Below are 21,099 nucleotides of genomic sequence, written 5' to 3' on the forward strand. Positions count from 1 at the left end.
AAAACAGACACCTCCCTCCTTGGGAGGTTTTTTCTTTCCGGCGGTTTATCGATCTAAAGGAGGCTGTTGATACATGGCGGAACAACGCATTGAAGTCACCTATTTGACGCAAGCAAAAGATTTGCAAAAAAAAGCGGAAGCGATCGCGGTCGGCATGACAGTCGGCTCATGGACAGATTTGCCCGCAGCCAAGCAAGCAGAACTGCAGCCGTATCTCGGCGAAGCGGTTGGAGCCAATCCGCTGGAAACATTGGAAAACGGAGAGATTAGAGGGACGATCACCGTCAGCTATCCCGTTCGCAACTTTACCAAGGATGTCCCTTCCCTATTGACCGGCGTCTTTGGCAAACTGTCGATGGACGGCAAAATCAAGCTGGTAGACATCAAGCTGCCGGAACAGTTTGTCTCCGCTTTTCCGGGCCCGAAATTCGGCATCGAAGGTGTGCGCGAGCGTCTGGGCGTGCACGATCGGCCGTTGCTGATGAGCATCTTTAAGTCTTGCCTCGGGCTGCCCTTTGACGATCTGAAAACGCAATTCCGCGCGCAAGCCATGGGCGGAGTCGATCTGGTAAAAGACGATGAGATCTTTTTCGCTGATGAACGCGCTCCTTTTCTGGAACGGATCAAAGCCTTTCGGCAAATCGCCGCCGAAGTCGAACAACAAACCGGAAAACCGGTTCTCTATGCGCCCAACCTGACCGGTCCGGTCGATCGCCTGAACGATCGCGCCAAACAAGCGATTGAAGCCGGCGCCCCATGTCTGCTGTTCAATGTGCTCCCGTACGGCTACGACGCCTTGCACCGACTGGCTGCTGATCCGGACATCACCGTTCCGATCATGGCCCATCCCGCTCTCGCTGGCGCCTACTATCCGTCCGCTGACTACGGAATCACCGTCTCGCTTCTGCTGGGCAAATTGTTGCGACTCGTAGGGGCCGATCTTGTTCTGTTCCCGTCTCCATACGGAAATGTGGCCTTGGACAAGGACGAAGCATTGGCGTTGGCCGGACATCTGGTCAGTCCGGAATTGGCGTTGAAAAAATCATTCCCTGTTCCGTCGGCGGGAATCCATCCGGGATTAGTGCCGCAGTTGTTCAAGGACTTCGGAATGGATCAAGTGGTCAATGCCGGCGGCGGTATTCATGGCCATCCGGGCGGCGCAACAGCGGGAGCACAGGCGTTCGTCGCAGCAATCCGGGCAGTAGTCAACGGACAAGAACTGCAAGAAGCGGCCGAGCAATCGGAACCATTGAAGACAGCGCTGGCCAAATGGGGGAACGGTCGATGACAAAAAAACTCGTGTTATTTTGCGATTTTGACGGGACGATTACGGAGAAAGACAACATCGTCGCGATTATGAAACGTTTTGCTCCCCCCGGCTGGGAAGCAATTGCTGACCAAGTGCTTGGCCAACAGATCAGTGTTCGCGAAGGCGTGGGGAAAATGTTTGCCATGCTTCCGTCGAGTTTGCGCCAGGAGATCATCGATTTTATTGTGAAAGAGACGAAAATTCGCCCCGGCTTTGCCGAGTTTGTGCAATTTTGCCGGCAGGAGCAGCAAGTTGAGCTGTTGATTACGAGCGGCGGCATCGATTTCTTCCTGGAGCCGATTCTCGAACCTTTTGACCTGACGGTGCCGATCTACTGTAACGGCAGCGACTTTAGCGGCGATACGATTACGATCACCTGGCCGCACGCTTGTGACGAACACTGCGCCAACGATTGCGGCATGTGCAAAACTTCTATTATTCGCCAGTACGATCCAGCCAACTATTACCGGGTGGTGATCGGCGACAGCATCACCGATTTAGCCGGGGCAAAGATTGCCGATTTCGTGATCGCCCGTTCGCTTTTACAAGAAAAATGCGCTGAGCTTAAACTGGCCTATGAGCCATTCACCACTTTTTTCGATGTGATTGATATTGTAAAAAGCTTACAAACGAAACTGGAGGCAAAAGCATGAGCCTGACCATTGAACAACGCCTGGATGCATTTAAACGCTTGGATGAAGTCAAGCTGACGTTTGCCAAACGGGATTGGTTTCCCGGGACAAGCGGCAATCTGTCGATCAAACTGACTGATCAACCGCTGCAATTCGCCGTAACGGCAAGCGGAAAAGACAAGACGAAACTGACGCCGGAAGACTACCTGATCGTCAACGAAGACGCGGCTCCCGTGGAACCAACCAGCCTGAAGCCTTCTGCGGAAACTTTGATTCACGCCGTCGTCTACAAAAAAATTCCTCAAGCAAAAGCTTGCTTTCACGTTCATACACTCGGCAACAATCTGATTTCCGAACTTTATTTCGGGCAACGGGCCTTTTCGATTCAGGGACAAGAATTGATCAAAGGGTTGGGAATCTGGGAAGAGAACGCCTCGATTGCTGTTCCTATCGTGGAGAATTTCGCCGATATTCCCAAATTGGCTGCCGCGATCGAGAAAGTGATCACCCCTGACATTCCGGGCGTGTTGATCCGCAATCATGGCATTTACGCCTGGGGCGCGTCCGATTTTGAAGCGAAACGCCATCTGGAAGCATTCGAATTTTTGTTTGAATATCATCTGCGCTGGCTGCAGCTTCGCCACGTAAGCTTGCCGGCTACCTGACCGGCCGCGCGCGGACGAGACAAAAAGACCCACTCGACACTGTGTGCCTGAGTGGGTCTTTGCTGTCTGCTGGCTGACGAGTCAAATCCTTTCAAATACGCCCGCCGCACCCATTCCGCCGCCAATACACATCGTCACTACGCCGTAGCGCTGTTGGCGTCTTTGCAATTCATGCAAAAGGGAAACCGTCAGTTTCGCACCCGTACAGCCGAGCGGATGCCCAAGAGCGATCGCCCCTCCGTTCACATTGACTTTCTCCCGATCAAGTCCCAACTCGCGAATGACGGCAATCGCCTGTGAGGCAAACGCTTCATTTAATTCAAACAAGTCCACCTGCTCCAAAGAAATTCCCGCGGACTTCAACGCTTTGGGAACAGCCACGACCGGACCGATTCCCATGATGTCCGGGGCAACCCCGCCAACCGCAAAGGAGCAGAAGCGGGCGAGCGGTTTGAGCCCCAGCGCTTCCGCCTTTTCCTCCGACATCAGCAAGACTGCTGCCGCTCCGTCACTGGTTTGGGAGGAGTTCCCTGCGGTTACCGTACCATCCATGCGGAATACCGGTTTGAGCGTAGCCAGCACTTCCAAAGAAGTATCCGGGCGAACCCCTTCATCCACGGCAAACGTTTTTTCCGTGACGGTTTCCACTCCGTCCGCATCGACAATTTTTTCGTGGACAGTCAGCGGGACGATCTCATCGGCAAATTTGCCTGCCGCCAACGCCGCTTTTGCCCGCCGATGACTCTCTACGGCAAACGCATCCTGCTCTGTCCGCGATACGCGATAGCGCTCCGCCACCCGTTCCGCTGTCTCCCCCATCCCTATGTAAGCTTCCGGCATCGTTGCAACCAGTGCAGGATTAGGCTTGACATGATGCCCTTGCATCGGGACGAGACTCATGCTTTCCACACCGCCGGCGATGACAACGTCACTGTCGCCAGACATTATCTGATAAGCCGCGTACGCAATTGTTTGCAATCCCGAAGAGCAAAACCGGTTGATCGTCACACCCGGCACACTGTCGGGAAGGCCGGCTCGCAATCCGATCAATCTGGCCATATTGGTCCCTTGCTCCGCTTCCGGCACTGCGTTTCCGATCAGCAGGTCATCGATTTCCTCTGCAGCCAGCTGCGGTGTACGCCGCAGCAATTCCTCCACGACAGCCGCTCCCAGATCGACCGGGTGTACCTCTCGCAAGCTGCCTTTCTTTGCCTTGCCAACTGCGGTTCGCACCGCGGAAACAATCACTGCCCGCCTCATGACATACCCCTCCTTTGTCACTATCCACCAACGCCAAAGAAAAGATTGAATATACAGAAAAGAAAAACAACCGTTTCTCTTCCAGTTTACCCCAGGAAGAAAACGGTTGCAAAGACAATTTTCCCATATATTTACTGAAGCGCAATGATCGAGTTTTGTTATTTTTGCGGAACAAAACTGCCGTCACGCAGCATAACCAATTCTCCCATAAGAAATGCCAGATCTTCGGAGTCTTCCAGTTTCCCGCTTTGTTCCAAAGCTTCCAACCGCATGAGCAGCATGTTGGCGAAGTCTTGAATTTGCACCGGATGTGCTTGCAAATCTGCTTCATCCAAGATTTCTACATGGGTGGCCGCTTCGATATGGGTCATAATGCGAAACCCGCCGATTTCCCCGATATAGTCCTTTTTGTTAAGCGGAGAACGCTGCAGTTTTTTCAGCATGCTGACAATGTCATTCGCCACAATACTCGGAAAGGCAACCTGATACAGCGAACGGTTCTGGCTATCAACCGCGATCAGCAACAGGTCCGTCCCATCCGGTTTTTTCTCCTTTTTGCTAAAACCAAACATTTTTCCACCTCAGCTACGTGACTTTATTCCTTTCCATGATAGTTGGAAACCGGGCAAGAAACAACCCCTATTATCTGGTGATCTCCTGCTGATCAAGCGATTTGGCGGGCTTTTCGCCGGCTATGTTAAATATTGCCCTTGACATTTTTTCGGTTCATCCACATAATAATGAAAATAAATTGACTTGCACACGCTACAATGATTCATATATGGCATTGCGTCGAAGGGAAATAGTAAAACCCTCTTTCTGGCTCAGAGAGCGAAATCCGGCGGCTGAAAGATTTCGTCCATGAAACGGTTTGAACCCATCCCGGAGCAGCCAGGGATATAACCTGGCCAGGTTGCTTTTACCTGTTATCAAAAAAGAGAGCCGGATAACCTGCACTGGTCTGCCGAAAGATCAGCTTGCGGTTGTCAAGTAAGGTGGTACCGCGGAAGTTACCCTTTCGTCCTTATTTTTTAGGGATGAAAGGGTTTTTTGCTTTATATTCCATTGTGGAGGTCTTTTCAACATGCAGTCGGAAGGAAAAAAACGAATTGTCGTCAAAGTGGGCAGCAGTTCTCTCGCTTCACCGCACGGCGGTTGCGATTTCGCTAAAATGAAGCTGTTGGTTGAAGCGTTGTCGCTGCTGAAAAATGAGGGGCATGAGGTACTGCTCGTATCATCGGGAGCTGTCGCCAGCGGCTATACTCTGCTCGGTTACCAGCAGCGCCCGCGGACTTTGGTCGCCAAGCAAGCAGCAGCGGCCATCGGGCAAAGCGTCTTGATGCAAAGCTATGCTTCCCTGTTCGCCGAGCATCATTACAACGTGGCGCAAATTTTGCTGACGCGCAGCGATTTTTCCGACAAGGAACGTTATCACCATGCTTTTGAGACTATTTCTTTACTGCTTTCCCGCGGCATCGTACCGATTATTAACGAAAATGATCCCGTCTCGGTCGCGGAATTGACATTTGGTGACAACGACATGCTCGGCGCGCTCGTTTCCGGATTGGTTCATGCCGATCTATATACGATTATTACGGATACCGACGGTCTTTATGACAAAGACCCGCGCAAACATAAAGACGCCGTGCGCATTCCTTATCTTGCGGAGATTACGGCGGAAGCGGAAGCGGCGGCAGGCGATGCCGGTTCATTGGGCACCGGCGGGATGCGCTCAAAAATTATCGCCGCCAAAACCGCGCAAAATTTGGGCATTTCCACTTTTATCGGGCGGGCTACCCGGCCGGACAGTTTATTGGAGATTGCCGCTGGCCGCGGCGAAGGTACCTATGTGAGCGGCAAAAACGAAAACTTGCCTACGCGAAAACAGTGGATCGCCCTGCATTCTCCGGTGAAAGGGCAAATTTTTATCGATGAAGGTGCAGCCCATGCACTGACGCGCGACAGACGAAGCCTTTTGATCGGCGGTGTGCGCGACGTAGCCGGCGACTTTCAGCCGGGCGAAGTGGTGGAAGTGTTTTGCGGAAGTCAACCGCTCGGCCGGGGGGTCAGCCGCTACGGTGCCGAAGTATTGCGATTGGCTCTTTCTCCACAACAGGGCGTTCGCCTGGAAAACGAAGTCATCCATCGGGACCAATGGGTCTTGGTGCCATAAATCCAACTTGTCACGAAAGGAATGATCGATTATGACGCATGTAGACAGTGTTGTCCAACAAGCTTTGGCAGCGAAGCAAGCAGCGCGAAAATGGGCTTTGCTATCCACAGAACAGAAAAATGCCGCTTTGCGCAAAATTGCCCAACAGCTGCTGGAGAACGAATCAACGATTCTCGCCGCCAATGAACAAGATCTGGCTGCGGCCGCAAACAACCAGTATCCGCAAGCCTATCTTGACCGCCTGCGGCTCAATCACCAACGAGTACTCGACTTGGCCAACAGTTTGGAGGAGCTGGCCGCTTTGCCTGATCCAATCGGCGAGGAAGTTGCTCAATGGCAAAGAGCCGATGGGCTGTCTTTCCGGCAAATCCGCGTGCCGCTCGGCGTGATCGGGATGATTTACGAAGCCCGTCCCAATGTCACGATCGATGCCGCCGCGATTGCCTTGAAAACGGGAAATGCGATTGTCTTGCGCGGCAGCCGTACTGCGCGGCAAACCAACCAGTCGCTGACAGCAAGCATTCAGCAAGCATTGCGTTCGCTTGATTTGCCCGAAGAAGCGGTCCAATACTTGACCGCTGATCAGCGGGAAGCCGTCGATACATTGTGCACCTTGAATGGATTGATTGATGTAATCATTCCGCGCGGCGGAGCAGATTTGATCAATCGTGTGGTCAAAACATCCACTGTCCCTGTCCTGGTGACCGGGGTTGGCAACTGTCATTTGTTTGTCGATCAGTCTGCTGATCCGGACAAAGCGATTCCGATCGTCATCAACGCCAAAACGAGCCGCCCCGCCGTCTGCAATGCGGCGGAAAAGCTGCTGCTCCATAAAAATTGGCCGTACAGCGAACGATTGTTGACGGAGCTGGCCGCAGCCGGCGTTCAGCTCCGTGCCTGCCCGCTGACCCGTGAGCAGCATCCGGAACTGGCTCACCTGCTGCAGTCAGCCACCGACGCCGACTGGGATACGGAATATTTGGATTTGATCATCGCGGTACGGACCGTCGCTGATCTTGACGAAGCTCTGCAGCATATTGAACAGCACAGCACCGGTCATTCGGAAGCGATCATTACCGAGGATACCGGGAAGGCAGCGCGCTTCCTGGGCGCCGTCGATGCCGCAGCCGTGTATCACAATGCATCCACACGCTTTACGGATGGCGGCGAATTTGGCTTTGGCGCGGAATTTGGCATCAGTACGCAAAAAATTCACGCTCGCGGTCCAATGGGCTTGACCGCTCTGACGAGCACCAAATATCTCATTGTCGGAAATGGCCACATCCGCTAAGAACAGAAAGGGATGAGCACAAACATGCGAACTCTGGAAAACCGCGATACCTTGCGCGTCGGCTTTGTCGGCGCCGGGTCCATCGCGGAATCGATATTGGGCGGGATCATCAAGAACGAGATCCTTTCCCCCGCTCAAATCTATGTCACTAACCATCAAAATGATCAACGGCTCCTTTATCTTCAGCAACGCTACGGGGTTTCCCCCACTCGCGACCTCGAAACGATGGTGAAGGACAGCACAATGTTGCTGCTGGCGATCAAACCGAAGGAAGCCAAGGAAGTATGCCTGCGCCTCGGAAAATACATTCGCCGCGACCAGTTGATCGTCTCGGTGATGGCGGGCATTTCAACTAAAAATATCAACGAATGGCTGGGAGTCGACTGTCCGATTATCCGAACCATGCCCAATACTTCCTCTTCGGTCGGCTTGTCCGCGACCGGAATCGCCGCCGGCCGATATGCCAGCGAATCTCATCTGGAAATCGCCGCGCAATTATTCCGGGCGATCGGCAGCGTATTTCAAGTCGCCGAAGCAGATTTGCATATCCTGACCGGACTTTCCGGCAGCGGTCCTGCGTTTATCTACTATATGGCCGAAGCGATGGAACAGGCCGGGGTAAAAGCGGGGTTGCCAGCTGATCTGTCGCGCGAACTAACCGTCCAAACGTTATTGGGGGCTGCCCACATGCTGTTGAAAGCGGAAGAGGAACCGGCTGAATTGCGCCGCAAAATCACCAGCCCGGGAGGTACGACCGAAGCCGGTTTGGCTGTGCTCAACTCCTACTCTTTCCAACAGGCAATGATTGATGCGATTTTGCGAGCTGCGGAAAAGTCTGAGGAATTAGGCAAACTATATCGCTAACGACCCACCCCTGCCGAATGGACAGGTGATCGTGGCAAAGTGAGGGGATCAACCGATGCATATCTACGCTTTGTTTGGAACCAGCGGCACCGGGAAGAGCAGCAGCGCTTTGAAATTGGCCCACCAGCTGCAAGTCGATACGATCATTGACGATGGCATCTTGATTTACCGCGGACAAAAAGCGGCGGGCTCGTCGGCCAAATATGAAAAGACAAAAATTCAGGCGGTCAAACGGGCTATCTTTCACTATCAAGACCATGCCGAGGAGGTTCGCCAGGTTCTCTGGCAGCTGTCTCCGGAGCGATTGTTGATTTTGGGCACATCGCAACGCATGATTCACCGTATCATTGACGCTTTGCGGCTGCCCGCGGCCAACCTTACGTTCATTCCGATCGAGGATGTCAAATCGCTGTCGGAAATTGAAGCGGCCAAGTATATCCGGGAGACGCAGGGGAAGCATGTCATCCCGATTCCCCGCATCGAAGTGGAGCGCGACTTTTTCCAGCGGATTATCGCCTCAGCGCAGCAAATTTTTTCGGCGAAAAAGGAGATCATCGGCGAAACAACGATCGTCCGCCCCACCTTTTTTGGCGGCAGGATTCAACTCAATGAACAGGTATTAAAAAAATTGGTGCAAATCACCTGTCAGCGTTTTCCGGAGGTCGGTCCGCAACTGAAAACAAGCTATACGTTTGACGATTTGCCGCGGTTAACGATCAGCCTTTCTCTTAATATGGCGTATTTGCAGCCTGTATTGCCGTTGCTATCCCGGATCCAGCAAGCGGTTTTTGCCGAAATCAGCTACTCGCTGGAAATTGCTCCGGCCAGCATTGATCTGTACGTCTCAGCCATCTCGTTGCACAAAAAGGACCAGGCATAAATCAGACGGGGTTGTCCATGCTATTACCGAAATCGAATCGAAAGGAGAACCCCAAATGCCGGCAACTTTAGTCCCTCCACAACAACAACAGCAACAGCCGCCCATTTCCGCGCCGCCCCGCGTCATTACAACAAAAGATATTGCCTATTTGAAGGACGCGCTTTCCTGGGAGCTGCTTGCCTTTAAAAAGTTTCATTTTTATGCACAACAAGTGCAGGATCCGGAAATCAGCCAAATTCTGGAGAAAACCGGACAAATGCATCAACAGCACTTTCAAAGGCTGCTCCCCCATCTGCAAGTCAACAATGCGCAACAAATGGCAAATATGCCACAGTCCAACTAAAGGCGGTGGAGACAATGAGTCAGCCAAATTCCAATATGATCGCCAACCCGCAAACCGGGCAGCTGCCAAAAGTGAAAAGTCCGGAGATGAACGATCGCGATTTTATTAATGATGCTCTGGCTACCTGCAAATATTTGACCGACAGCTTGAACGTCGCGGTTCGGGAAGCAAGCCATCGCGAACTTTATGAGGAAATGCTGCAAATTTTGACGGAAACGCATCAAAGCGCGCGGGAAATGTATGAAGTGATGTTCCGCAAGGGATGGTACAAGCTGGAGGCGGAAGAGCAGCAAAAACTGCAGCAAACTTACCAGCAATTTAGCAATTACGCTTCCCAGTTTCCTTACTAGAAGCAAAGAGCACCGCTAACAGTCACTCTGCGTAAGAACACCATACAAAAAAGCCAGTCTTACACAAAACTCGTGTGTTGACTGGCTTTTCTGTATGGGTCGGTTTGTCCGCAGGCTCTACTTTTGGTAGACCAGCTTGCCTTCCACGAACGTTTGCAATACTTCAAACTGATTGCTGACGATGGTGACGTCGGCATCATAGCCGGTTTTCAGCTGCCCTTTCCGCGCGGAGACTCCGATAATTTCCGCTGGGGTCAAGGAAGCCATCCGAACCGCATCCGGCAACGGCACGCCTGAGAGCGTCACCAGATTGGCCACCGCCCGGTTCAAGGTGAGAACACTGCCGGCCAGCGTACCGTCTGGCAGTGTGGCCATTCCGTCTCTCACCTGAATCATTTGTCCCCCCAAGTCGTATTCTCCGTTGGCCATTCCGGTAGCCCGCATGGCGTCGCTGATCAAGGCAATCCGCTTCTCCTGCTTTACTTTGTACAAGATTTTCATGACCGCCGGATGAACGTGAATGCCGTCGGCGATCAATTCCGTACTCAATTCGTCGTGGACCATCGCCGCGCCGACTACTCCCGGTTCACGGTGATGCAGCCCGCGCATCGCATTGAAACAGTGTGTAAAATGGGCGACCCCTTCTTTGATTGCCTCCTCGACCTCGGCAAATTTGGCATTGGTGTGTCCCGCTGATACCGTAACTCCCTGCCCTTTCAAGAAACGAATCGCCTCCGCTGCCCCCGGCAGTTCAGGCGCAATCGTTACGGTGCGCAGCAGCCCCTGGGCTGCGTGATAAATCCGCTCTACCTGTTCCCGGGTCGGATTAACCACAAACTCGCCATTTTGCGCCCCTTTCAGCTCAGGATTAATCCAGGGACCTTCCAAATGAATGCCCAGCAGGCGAGCGCCGCTTAACGCTTCCTGCGGCTCCCGCGCCTTGCGGACGGCATTTTCCACCACTTCTACCAGTCGGTTTACCTCTGCCGTCATCGTTGTCGCCAAAAAACCGGTTACGCCATATTTGGCCAAGCTTTGCGAAATCACCGCCAATGCCTCTGGTGTGCCGTCCATAACATCGCTGCCGCCAATGCCGTGAATATGGGTATCAATCAATCCCGGCCAGATCCAACCGTCCACTTGCTCTGCGTTGGTTGCAGAAAACGGACAAGCGGCACGAGAACCGGCGTAGATGATTTTGCTGCCCTCTGTCAACAAAACGCCTTCGTCCACAATCTGATCCGGCAGGACAAGCCGCCCTGTCCACATTTTTGTTTCGTTCATTATTCGTCCCCTCGATTTCTTGGTTCGCCTTTCCCGCCATATGATTGACTGCAGACAAGCGGACGGTGATCCGTTATGCTTAGTCATATGGGATTTTTTTCATCGGGAAAGGAGAACAAGGATGTTAAGCGCATTTATGCACGGCTTTTTGCTCGCCATCGGCTTAATTTTACCCCTCGGCGCCCAAAATGTTTTCGTCTTTACCCAAGGCGCGACCCAACAACGCTTTTCACGGGCGTTGCCCGTCGTCTTCACAGCGGCCATCTGTGATACGATCCTGATTTTGCTGGCTGTGCTGGGCGTCTCGCTGGTTGTTTTGACTGTTACATGGCTCAAGACGCTTTTGTTTGCGATCGGAATCTTCTTTTTGCTATACATGGGCTGGTTAACTTGGAAAAGCAAGCCCGAAACAGGCTCGAGCCAGCAGGCGGAACGCTTCTCCCCGAAAAAACAAATGATGTTTGCCGCCTCGGTCTCCTTGCTTAATCCCCATGCCATCCTTGATACGGTCGGAGTAATCGGAACCAGTTCGCTTGTCTATGCGGGCGGGGAAAAATGGAGTTATACCATTGCCTGCATTCTCGTCTCCTGCGTCTGGTTTTTCGCCCTGGCTCTGGCCGGCAGAATGGTCGGACAACTTGATCGTTCCGGTCGGCTGCTGCGCATCCTCAACCGTCTCTCCGCACTGATCATGTGGGGCGTCGCCGTCTATATGGCCGTCAGCTTGTATCACACGCTCTCTTAGCATCGTTTCCGTGACAAAACCTCAGCGAACTTTGGGGTTTTTTTGGCGTTGATTCGGGAAACCCTAATTTTAACACCAAATGATTTGTTACAGACGATGGTATAAGGAGTTGATACAAGCATGATGAACAAACAACCTCGCCTTAACCAGTTGCTATACCCGCTGATTGCCTTGGCATTGACTGCCGTCTTGCTGATTTTGCACAGTCAGTTGTCGGTCAAATCTTCCTCGCTGACGATTAACAAGAAGAATCAGCCGATCACGATCACTCATTCCGGCTTTTTGCCCCAAAACCTTCATTGCCGTCAGGGTGAAACCGTATCGCTGATGATCACCAATATCGACAACCATGTCCATAATTTTACGATACCGGACTTACGAGTGTTTTCTGCCAATATCCAACCCAACCAAACCGCGACCTTGGAGTTTAAAGCCGGGCAAAAAGGAACGTATCTGTTTGTCTCTAACAGTCCCGGATACCCGGAAACCGGATATCGCGGAACCGTAACAATCGAATGACTTCAGGAAGCGGTTTGCCGTTTCCATGGGCCAAAGCAAATGAGCAGAACAGGAATCAGGCCAAGTCCTGAGGCCAGCCCAAGGAAGAGGTACGTTTGCAAAATGCCAAAATATTGCATGACGATTCCGCCGAGAAAGTCGCAAAAAACCGCACCCAATCCTTGCCCGAATGACATAAATACAGCCAAGGCTGTCACTTGCAGCGTCCCGGGAGTATTCTCCCGCACATATTGGGCAGCTGCTGCCAAATAAAAGCCAATCGAGAGGCCCTGGATAAAAAACAGCAGCAGCACGATCAGCGTGTTGGGAGCGGTGCTGTACCAGAACCAGCGTGCCGTTGAAATAATGCCGGCGGTTAACAAGGTGTATTCCAGCCCCCAGCGACGGGTAATCATCGCGGCCAGTTTCATGCAAGGGGCTTCACTGCCGGCGAACAGCAGAAAGGCAAGGCCGACGCCCGCCACCGATCCGCCGATATGCTGGTAAAACAGCGAAAAATACAAATTGTGGGCATTGACGGCGCCATAGATGAAAAACGCGCCGAACAAAAACAAGGTAAAGCGGGGGATCTTCAGCAAACTGCCAATGCCCGAAAAGATGCTTGCATGCAGGCGCGCCCCTTCCGTATCATCGGGGATTTTTTTCAAAAACAAAGTGGCCAGCACAAAAGCCGCAGCAAAAACAAAAAACAAAACTTTCGGCCCCCACAGCTGGATCAGCAAACCGGTCACCAATGCGGATACGGCAAAGCCGACCGCTCCCCACATGCGCAAATTGCCGAACGGCATATTATGCTTCTTCCCATAAGCCAATGCCAAACTGTCGGAAATCGGGATAACGGCGCTCTGAAAAACAGACAAAATGGTCAGCAAAACAATGACCTGGCCAAACGTTTGCGCGCGGGTAAAAAACAACACGACCAAGCCAGCGGCAAGCAGAGTGAGAAACAGCACCCGCTTGCGCACCTGAAACCGGTCGCAAATGATTCCCCACATCGGCTGGGTGACAATGGAAATCAGCGGGGTAATCGAACTGATCAAGCCGATTTGTGTTCCTGTCAGGTGAATCGAATGATAATACTGGGCAATGAGCGGCGTAAAGGCACCGATCCCGTAATAAATGGCCAAATAGAGGCCGCTGATCATCAGGTATGCCCTTGACGCCGCCTTGCCTTGCTCTTGTAGAAACTGTTCGGTTTGCCCATGTTTCATGGATGGATTTCCTCGCTTTACTGAACTAACCCATTGTTTGAGGAGAACGGACCGCTTTTATGTTTACTTGACAGTCGGCAAGATTTTCTGCATATTGACCGTGCGTTGTTTTACCCATGTTTCCGGGTTGTTTTCGTCATACTGCTCCAGAAATTGAATGACTTCTTTTGTCAACGGCGTAGGCGTGGATGCACCGGAAGTAACCGCCACTTTCTTTTTCCCCTTCAACCAGTCCAGTTGCAGTTCCGACAGATCGGCAATGCGATAGGACGGCACGCCGGCAATTTCTTCGGCCACCTGGGCCAACCGGTTGGAATTGTTGCTGCGCGGATCGCCCACGACAATACACAGATCCGCTTCACCCGCTTGGGCAGCAACCGCTTCTTGCCGCACCTGTGTCGCCAGACAAATTTCGTTATGCACTTCGACACCGGGAAACCGTTTGATGATAGCATCCATCAAGTGCTTGACATCCCATTGGCTCATCGTCGTTTGATTCGTGACAATCAGCTTATCCGCCGGCAGGGCAAGCTGTTCGATCTCCTCCAGCGTTTGCACCAGATGCACTTTGTCGGGAGCGATGCCGACCGCACCCTCCGGCTCCGGATGGCCTTTTTTCCCAATATAGATGACATGATAGCCGTCAGCCACTTTCTCTCGGATCAAATCATGCGTTTTCGTTACATCCGGGCAAGTGGCGTCGACAACTGTCAGCCCTTTCTCGCGAGCTTTGCGGCGAACCTCCGGCGATACGCCATGGGCGGTGAAAATGACCGTCCCTTCGTCAATTTTGTCCAGCAGCGCAAGCCGATCATCGCCATCCAACGTCTTGATTCCCATGCTTTCAAATGATTCGACGACATGCGAATTATGGACAATCATCCCTAAAATATGAATCGGACGAGGCAAATCAAAATTTTGTGCTGTTTTCAACGCCAACACCATCGCGTCGACGACACCGTAACAGTAACCGCGGGGGGAAATTTTTACAACTTCCATCTCTGCCCCTCCTTTTTTATGTTGGTTCATACTTGATCCAATCCAGCTTTATTATACCTCAATGCTGGCGGCACGTTTTATTTCATAAACCTTCAAATTATTGTAAACAATTCTCAACAAAGGCACCTGTACTCCGTTGGCATCAGCAAGCCGTAGCAGGTGGCCCTGCAAATGCTCGGCTTCCACAGGCAACCCTTTTTCCATATCGCGCAGCATCGATGCTTTCATCTTATATCCTTGGTTCAAAAAGACTTCGGTTTGCATGTCAACGACATGATCCGCTATTGGCGCGCCAACCGCTCGCATGATCGCCGCGACTTCTTCCGCCAGCTGGCGGGTCAGTTCTTTTCCATAAGCCGAATCGCGGATGGGGCCGACCGCAGCATTCATCAGCGTGGTCATTCCGGACAGTGTGGTGATGAACAAATATTTATGCCACATCTCCCGTTGAATAAATTCGCTCATGACGAAATTGGCATTGGCGCCCGCAAACAGCTCTTCCAGTACGGTTACCCGCTCGCTGCGCCCGCCTTCCCACTCGCCATAGACCAAATTGTGATTTTTGCTCGTCTGGATGACATCGCCTTCCGAATTCAAGGTGCTTTCAATAAAACAAAGTCCGCCGAGCACCCGTTCCGCGCCAAATCGTTGCTTGAGAGAATCGATATGCGCGATCCCGTTCAACATCGGCAGAATCATTGTATGAGTTCCTATATAATCGGCAATCGTCTCTACGGCGGCGTTTAGATGATACGCCTTGGTCGCCAGCATGACCAAATCATAAGCCTCCTTGCCTTCGCCTGCCGTTAGCAGTTTCGGTTGCAAATGGGCGTCGCCATTGACGCTGGCAATGCGCAAGCCGCGCTCTTCCAGCTGTATTCGCCGCTTCTCCCTGACGAGAAAGGTTACGTCCGCTCCTTTTTCCGCCAACCGCCCGCCGAAATAACCGCCGACTGCACCCGCTCCCAATACCAATACTTTCATTGTACAACCCCTCCCGCAATCATCCAGATCATTCCATGTTTCCATTCTACAAAAGATGCACCTTTTTCGAAAGCAACAATATTATGTAAGAAAATCTAACACAAAATGTAACCAAAACTATTGACACCTTGGGTGTTGATTACTATAATCCATATTATAGATAACATGAGGTTACGAACAATGTTTAACGTAATTTTAAATAATATTCGTAAATGGAGTGAACAACATGGATGCTAAACAAATCTTGACCTTGATTGAGACTGAAAAAATTGAATATGTGGATTTCCGGATCGTTGACATGCTTGGCCGCCAGCACCATGTAACAATTCCCGCCTACGCCGTTGACGAAGAAACGTTCGTAAACGGTGTCGCATTCGACGGCTCCAGCTTGATCGGATACAGAGGGATTGAAGCGAGCGACATGGTTATGATGCCCGACCCTGCCAGCGCGTTTGTTGATCCATTTGTGGAAGCCCCAACTTTGAATATTGTCTGTGACATTCTCGATCCAGATGGAACTGTTTATGAACGCGATCCGCGCAGCATTGCCAAAAAAGCAGAAGACTATTTGAAAGCGACCGGATTGGCAACCGCTGCTTACTTTGGACCGGAGTCAGAATTTTTCATCTTCGACAACGTTCGTTATTCCTCCGGACCAGACGGTTCTTATTTTCATATCGATTCCGAAGAGGCTTACTGGAACACCGGTGCGGAAGGCAAAAACCTCGGATACAAAGTGCGCAACAAAGGCGGTTACTTCCCGGTTCAACCGACTGACACGCAAACCGATATCCGCAACGAAATGTCTACTCTGATGAGCCAAGCAGGGCTGAAAGTCGAACGCCACCACCATGAAGTAGCAACCGCGGGCCAAGCGGAAATCAACTTCCGCTTTGATACGTTGACTCGTACCGCAGACAATCTGTTGCTGTTCAAATACATCGTTCGCAACGTAGCGGCCAAATACGGAAAAACAGCTACCTTTATGCCGAAACCCATCGTAGGGGATAACGGCAGCGGGATGCACGTTCACCAAAGCTTGTTTAATGGTGATACTCCGCTGTTTTATGAAAAAGGCGCTTACGCCAACCTGAGCGAAATGGCACTGCATTACATCGGCGGGATCTTGCATCACGCTCCGGCCTTGATCGCTTTGACCAACCCAAGCACCAACTCTTTCAAACGTCTGGTACCGGGCTATGAAGCACCTGTGAACCTGGTATTCTCCAAAGGAAACCGTTCAGCTGCTGTACGGATTCCAGTCGCTGCTGTTACGCCAAAATCGGCACGTGTTGAATTCCGTACACCAGATTCCACTGCCAACCCATACCTTGCTTTCGCTGCCATGCTGATGGCTGGCCTGGATGGTATCAAGCGCAAGCTCGACCCGCGCGAGTTGGGATACGGACCGGTTGATAAAAACATCTATGAACTGAGCGATGTGGAAAAACATGAAATCCGCAGTGTGCCTGGTTCTTTGGGCGAAGCGCTCGATGCTCTCGAAGCGGATCATGACTTCTTGCTCGAAGGCGACGTCTTTACAAAAGATGTCATCGACAACTGGATTTCCCTGAAACGCGCTGAAATCCAACAAGTCGAACGCACGGTCAATCCGAAAGAATACGAATTGTACTACGATCTGTAAGATTCAGACTGGCTGCAGCCAGAGATATAGATAGAAAAGACAAGAAAAAACATTTAGGGGTTATAAATATTGGTACGGTCAAGCCGATTGCTCTCTTGGGGCAATCGGTTTTCATATGTAATAAGGCACCTTCCGCGCGAAGGTGCCTTGCCATTTTTTATACGTTTATTTGCTTTTCGCATCTTGGCCGACAGCCTGTCCGATATGGTCAAAACCATCTCGCTGCAACAGCTCCACCAACCGTTTATTGATCGAAGCAGCCAGTCCAGGGCCCTGATAGATCATGCCGGTGTAAATTTGCACCAAACTTGCGCCGGCGCGAATTTTCTCATAAGCGTCGTCTCCGTTCATGATCCCCCCTACCCCGATAATCGGGACTTTGCCTCCTGTCTCCTGATAAATCTCCCGTATCCAGGCGGTAGAACGCTCTGTCAGCGGTTTTCCGCTCAGTCCTCCTGCCTGTTCGGCATGGACGTGTCCGCTTACCGGCTCTCGCGACAGCGTCGTATTGGTAGCGATGATACCGGAGATCCCTTCCTCGATCGCGGCCTGAACGACATCTCTCATCTGCTCGTCCGCCATATCGGGAGCGACTTTCAACAGGATCGGCTTTGGCTCGATCCCTTGGTCTTCCAGCTGTTTGGCCTTTGCTCCAATCCCGCGCAACAACGCGCGCAGACTGGCTGTCTCCTGCAAATCCCGCAAGTTTGGCGTATTGGGAGAGCTGACATTGATCACGAAATAATGACCGTAGGCATACAGCTTTTCCAGACATTTCTGGTAATCGCTGCCGGCATCTTCATTAGCGGTCGTCTTGTTTTTGCCAATATTGACCCCGATCGGTATATTTGCGTTCGCATAATTCTCCAAATTCTTGGCAGCTGCCTCTGCCCCGTGATTGTTAAAACCCATTCGATTAATGACTGCCGCATACTCAGGCAAGCGGAACAGGCGGGGGCGTTCATTCCCCGGCTGCGCCAGCGGCGTAATCGTTCCCACTTCCACAAAGCCAAATCCCAATGCGGCCAGCGCGTGATACACCTCGGCATTTTTGTCAAATCCTGCCGCCAGTCCGACGGGATTGGGAAAAGTCAATCCCCACAGCGTCGTCTCCAGACGTTTGTGCTGATAGCCATAAATCGTTTGCATCATGCTTCTGCCCAGCGCCGACCGTTCCATCAGTCGCAATGCCGCGATCGTCCGCTCGTGGGCTTCCTCAGGGTCAAGCTGAAACAAAAACTTTTTTAACAGCTGGTACATCGCTCTTCCTCCGCTCCTTGTCCTGCTCTGTACTATATCATATTTACGGTCCGTCGACATGCAAAAAAGCGGATTCCGCTCATAAAAAAACTGCCTGCCCGGTCAACAGGCAAGCAGTTTGGCTACAGCATGATCAGTTTCTTACCAGCATGATATTTTCAACTGGTTCATAAGGTAAATTGTGCGCTTCCGCAACCGCTTTGAATGTTACTTTGCCATGCGCAACGTTTACCCCTTTGGCTAACGCCCGATTGGAAGCGATCGCCTCCAGATAGCCTTTGTTGGCAATTTGCACAGCGTACGGAATTGTCACATTGGTCAAAGCCAACGTAGCGGTCCGCGCCACCGCACCAGGCATATTGGCAACTGCGTAATGGATCACGCCATGTTTCACATAGGTCGGATTGTCATGGGTCGTAATCCGGTCAACGGTTTCAATCGAACCGCCTTGGTCAATGGCCGGGTCGACGATGACCGAACCTGGCGACATCGTTTTGACCATTTCTTCCGTGACCAAACGCGGCGCACGCGCTCCCGGAATCAGAACAGCCCCGATCACCAAGTCCGCATTTTTCACAGCATTGGCAATGTTAAAGCTGTTTGACATCAAAGTTTGCACTTTGCCTTGGAACATATCGTCCAATTGGCGCAAACGATCCGCACTAATATCGATAATGGTTACGTTGGCTCCCAGGCCGACCGCCATCTTGGCTGCATTGGTGCCGACGATCCCGCCGCCGACGATGACCACTTCTCCTTTTTGGACGCCAGGCACGCCACCCAACAAGATCCCTTTACCGCCGTAAGGTTTCTCCAAAAATTGCGCACCGATTTGCACAGCCATCCGTCCGGCAACTTCACTCATCGGTGTCAGCAACGGCAATGCGCCATTGTCGAGTTGCACCGTTTCATAGGCGATGGCGACCACTTTCTTGTCAATCAACGCACGAGTAAGCTCCGGTTCCGGTGCAAGATGCAGATAAGTAAACAGGATGAGGCCTTCACGGAAATAACCGTATTCCGATGGCAGTGGTTCTTTCACCTTAATGACCATTTCAGCCGCCCAGGCTTCCGCTGCTGTTGCCACGATTTCCGCGCCAACCGCTTGATATTCCGCATCGGTAAAACCGCTTCCTTCGCCAGCTTTTGTTTCAATTCGAACGGTATGTCCATTTTGAACCAATGCAGTGACTCCGGCAGGTGTGATCGCTACACGATTTTCATTATTTTTAATTTCTTTCGGAATCCCCACGATCATATTCATGTCCCCCTTGAGTACAATCCATCTTCTTGATTACTATTGTACCGCGGTTCCATGCAATCTTCTTTGGTGATTCAATTAATCGTAACCCCTGCCTTTTGTGAATTTTCACAAATCGCTGTTTTTACTTTCCCGTTGTATCCGGCATCTTGTTCAGCTTCAAATCAAGATAAAGCGAGGTGCGCTGGTTTTGATCATCCAAGTCAACCTGAATGATTTCTTCAATTCGGCGCAACCGATAATTCAAAGTATTAATATGAATATGCAAGTGTTGTGCCGCTACATTCACTTTTCCTGCGCTGTCCAGGTACGTTTCCAGCGTTTCCAGCAAGTGCGTCTGATTGTCCTGATCATACGCTGCCAGCGTTTTCAATTGTTCATTAACGTACCCTTCCGCGTCGCTCCAACTTTTCAATTGGCGCAAAAACCGATAAATGCCCAATTGGTGATACCCTTTAATCTGTCGGGTCTCCTCGAAAAACAACCGTTTCACTTCCAGGACGTGCAGCGCCTCCCGATAGCTCCTGACAATATCGCTGTATTCACTGTAAATTTTGCCGTACCCCGCCGTCGCCTTGCCGTGCGGCGTATGATCGACCAGCTTTTCCAGAGAATCATCAAGAAACTGCTCCACCTTGCGCAGCAGCAGCGCGTTCTCTCTTCCCCCTTGCGAATTGAGGCCGATCAGCAAAATCAATTGCGCTCCGTCCATGACCCAGAGCAATTTGTCCCGCAGCAGGAGCGGATACAAATACTGTTCCAGGCGCGTCTCCTCCGCTTCAATGACGCAAATCAAATATTGCGCAGGCAATTCTACCTGCAAGCTTTCCGCTTTTCTTTTGATAAATGACTCGCTGGTGTGGTTGCCGAGCAGCAGTTCCCAAAAAAATTCTTTCCGCCTCTGTTCTTCCGCTTTCCGTTTTCCTTGGCGCTGGACGAGGCGAGGCACGGCGACCCGGGCAGCCTGCCGCAAAATCTCATCGTCTTTTTCGGTAATGGGCTGGTTCTCTTCCTGCGCCCAAATATAGCCTAACACATCTGTCCCTTTACGAATGGCGATTGCGACCCGTCTGCCCAAACCGATATCCTCTTTCGGCGGAATATGTACCGGGTCTTCTTTTGTCAGCAGTTGCTGGAAGACGCCATCTTTCCACAAGCGGGTCAATACTTTTTCCGGCACACGACGTCCCATGATCGTTGATCGACGTGCCAAATCCGTACTTTCCCCGTGCGAACTATACGCGATTAATTTATGGTCAGCATCCTCGATTGTAATCGGATTTTGGAGCAGATCGCCGATTGCGTCAGCCAACTCGTCAATATCAGCATGTTGGAACTGGTCAAAGTAGCCAGGTTGAACGGACATGCTTCACACCCTCTTCGATATTCACCGTCATCTCATCCAATTATAGCGGATCGGCGGA

General features: G+C 51.6%; 21 protein-coding genes and 1 other annotated feature. Of the genes, 12 read left to right on the forward strand and 9 right to left on the reverse strand.

Annotation, left to right across the window (positions count from 1 at the left end; all coding sequences use genetic code 11):
• Positions 1–73 precede the first annotated feature (73 nt).
• The 3 genes from JOD01_RS13135 to JOD01_RS13145 are packed head-to-tail and all read left to right on the forward strand — an operon-like array spanning position 74 to position 2,606.
• The gene (locus JOD01_RS13135; protein ID WP_204518789.1) at positions 74–1,288 is read left to right on the forward strand and encodes a 2,3-diketo-5-methylthiopentyl-1-phosphate enolase; all 1,215 of its coding nucleotides are present in this window, start codon (positions 74–76) and stop codon (positions 1,286–1,288) included.
• Complete coding sequence (locus tag JOD01_RS13140; protein WP_204518790.1) at positions 1,285–1,962, forward strand: 2-hydroxy-3-keto-5-methylthiopentenyl-1-phosphate phosphatase; 678 nt, start codon at positions 1,285–1,287, stop codon at positions 1,960–1,962. Before JOD01_RS13135 ends, JOD01_RS13140 begins: the two co-directional genes overlap by 4 nt.
• Positions 1,959–2,606, forward strand: a complete 648-nt coding sequence (locus tag JOD01_RS13145; RefSeq protein ID WP_204518791.1) for a methylthioribulose 1-phosphate dehydratase — start codon at positions 1,959–1,961, stop codon at positions 2,604–2,606. The genes JOD01_RS13140 and JOD01_RS13145 overlap by 4 nt, the downstream gene beginning before the upstream one ends.
• An 81-nt stretch (positions 2,607–2,687) precedes the next feature.
• On the opposite strand, the gene JOD01_RS13150 is transcribed toward JOD01_RS13145, so the two are convergent.
• Both JOD01_RS13150 and JOD01_RS13155 read right to left on the reverse strand, forming a co-directional pair.
• Positions 2,688–3,866, reverse strand: coding sequence for an acetyl-CoA C-acetyltransferase (locus tag JOD01_RS13150; protein ID WP_204518792.1), 1,179 nt, complete (start codon positions 3,864–3,866; stop codon positions 2,688–2,690).
• Positions 3,867–4,024: 158 nt separating this feature from the next.
• The gene (locus JOD01_RS13155; RefSeq protein WP_204518793.1) at positions 4,025–4,438 is read right to left on the reverse strand and encodes a hypothetical protein; all 414 of its coding nucleotides are present in this window, start codon (positions 4,436–4,438) and stop codon (positions 4,025–4,027) included.
• 211 nt (positions 4,439–4,649) lie between these two features.
• Positions 4,650–4,895, forward strand: a binding site (T-box leader).
• A 55-nt stretch (positions 4,896–4,950) separates the two neighbouring features.
• On the opposite strand from JOD01_RS13155, the gene proB reads away from it, so the two are divergent.
• The 6 genes from proB to JOD01_RS13185 are packed head-to-tail and all read left to right on the forward strand — an operon-like array spanning position 4,951 to position 9,767.
• Entirely contained in the window at positions 4,951–6,039 is a 1,089-nt protein-coding gene (gene proB, locus JOD01_RS13160; RefSeq protein ID WP_204518794.1) for a glutamate 5-kinase, read from the forward strand.
• Positions 6,040–6,070: 31 nt separating this feature from the next.
• Positions 6,071–7,330, forward strand: coding sequence for a glutamate-5-semialdehyde dehydrogenase (locus tag JOD01_RS13165; RefSeq protein WP_204518795.1), 1,260 nt, complete (start codon positions 6,071–6,073; stop codon positions 7,328–7,330).
• 24 nt (positions 7,331–7,354) lie between these two features.
• Positions 7,355–8,194, forward strand: coding sequence for a pyrroline-5-carboxylate reductase (gene proC / locus JOD01_RS13170; protein WP_204518796.1), 840 nt, complete (start codon positions 7,355–7,357; stop codon positions 8,192–8,194).
• A 55-nt stretch (positions 8,195–8,249) separates the two neighbouring features.
• Complete coding sequence (locus JOD01_RS13175; protein ID WP_204518797.1) at positions 8,250–9,074, forward strand: hypothetical protein; 825 nt, start codon at positions 8,250–8,252, stop codon at positions 9,072–9,074.
• 55 nt (positions 9,075–9,129) lie between these two features.
• Positions 9,130–9,417: a ferritin-like domain-containing protein gene (locus JOD01_RS13180; protein ID WP_204518798.1), complete on the forward strand. Its 288-nt coding sequence runs from the start codon at positions 9,130–9,132 to the stop codon at positions 9,415–9,417.
• A 14-nt stretch (positions 9,418–9,431) separates the two neighbouring features.
• Positions 9,432–9,767, forward strand: a complete 336-nt coding sequence (locus JOD01_RS13185; protein WP_204518799.1) for a spore coat protein — start codon at positions 9,432–9,434, stop codon at positions 9,765–9,767.
• Positions 9,768–9,884: 117 nt separating this feature from the next.
• Here JOD01_RS13185 and nagA read toward each other — a convergent pair whose 3' ends face one another.
• Complete coding sequence (gene nagA / locus JOD01_RS13190; RefSeq protein ID WP_204518800.1) at positions 9,885–11,051, reverse strand: N-acetylglucosamine-6-phosphate deacetylase; 1,167 nt, start codon at positions 11,049–11,051, stop codon at positions 9,885–9,887.
• A gap of 121 nt (positions 11,052–11,172) precedes the next feature.
• On the opposite strand from nagA, the gene JOD01_RS13195 reads away from it, so the two are divergent.
• Both JOD01_RS13195 and JOD01_RS13200 read left to right on the forward strand, forming a co-directional pair.
• Complete coding sequence (locus JOD01_RS13195) at positions 11,173–11,796, forward strand: LysE/ArgO family amino acid transporter (protein ID WP_204518801.1); 624 nt, start codon at positions 11,173–11,175, stop codon at positions 11,794–11,796.
• A 120-nt stretch (positions 11,797–11,916) separates the two neighbouring features.
• Complete coding sequence (locus JOD01_RS13200) at positions 11,917–12,315, forward strand: cupredoxin domain-containing protein (protein WP_239565444.1); 399 nt, start codon at positions 11,917–11,919, stop codon at positions 12,313–12,315.
• A gap of 2 nt (positions 12,316–12,317) precedes the next feature.
• On the opposite strand, the gene JOD01_RS13205 is transcribed toward JOD01_RS13200, so the two are convergent.
• The 3 genes from JOD01_RS13205 to panE all read right to left on the reverse strand — a co-directional run bounded on the left by JOD01_RS13205 (position 12,318) and on the right by panE (position 15,509).
• Positions 12,318–13,526: an MFS transporter gene (locus tag JOD01_RS13205; RefSeq protein ID WP_204518802.1), complete on the reverse strand. Its 1,209-nt coding sequence runs from the start codon at positions 13,524–13,526 to the stop codon at positions 12,318–12,320.
• A 63-nt stretch (positions 13,527–13,589) separates the two neighbouring features.
• Positions 13,590–14,525: a 4-hydroxy-3-methylbut-2-enyl diphosphate reductase gene (locus JOD01_RS13210; RefSeq protein WP_204518803.1), complete on the reverse strand. Its 936-nt coding sequence runs from the start codon at positions 14,523–14,525 to the stop codon at positions 13,590–13,592.
• Positions 14,526–14,576: 51 nt separating this feature from the next.
• On the reverse strand, positions 14,577–15,509 hold the full coding sequence (gene panE, locus JOD01_RS13215) for a 2-dehydropantoate 2-reductase (protein WP_204518804.1): 933 nt from the start codon (positions 15,507–15,509) through the stop codon (positions 14,577–14,579).
• 226 nt (positions 15,510–15,735) lie between these two features.
• Here panE and glnA point away from each other — a divergent pair, with 226 nt between their 5' ends.
• Positions 15,736–17,154 carry a type I glutamate--ammonia ligase gene (gene glnA, locus JOD01_RS13220; RefSeq protein ID WP_204518805.1) on the forward strand — a complete coding sequence of 473 codons (1,419 nt, stop codon included), beginning with the start codon at positions 15,736–15,738 and terminating at the stop codon, positions 17,152–17,154.
• A 165-nt stretch (positions 17,155–17,319) separates the two neighbouring features.
• Here the strand turns inward: glnA and JOD01_RS13225 are convergent, their stop codons facing one another.
• From JOD01_RS13225 to JOD01_RS13235, 3 genes are all read right to left on the reverse strand, one after another.
• Positions 17,320–18,414, reverse strand: a complete 1,095-nt coding sequence (locus JOD01_RS13225) for a quinone-dependent dihydroorotate dehydrogenase (protein WP_204518806.1) — start codon at positions 18,412–18,414, stop codon at positions 17,320–17,322.
• 133 nt (positions 18,415–18,547) lie between these two features.
• Entirely contained in the window at positions 18,548–19,672 is a 1,125-nt protein-coding gene (ald, locus tag JOD01_RS13230) for an alanine dehydrogenase (protein ID WP_204518807.1), read from the reverse strand.
• A 127-nt stretch (positions 19,673–19,799) separates the two neighbouring features.
• Positions 19,800–21,041 carry a PucR family transcriptional regulator gene (locus tag JOD01_RS13235; RefSeq protein ID WP_204518808.1) on the reverse strand — a complete coding sequence of 414 codons (1,242 nt, stop codon included), beginning with the start codon at positions 21,039–21,041 and terminating at the stop codon, positions 19,800–19,802.
• Positions 21,042–21,099: the final 58 nt, after the last annotated feature.

This window comes from Brevibacillus fulvus, assembly GCF_016908525.1.
GTDB lineage: Bacteria > Bacillota > Bacilli > Brevibacillales > Brevibacillaceae > Brevibacillus_G > Brevibacillus_G fulvus.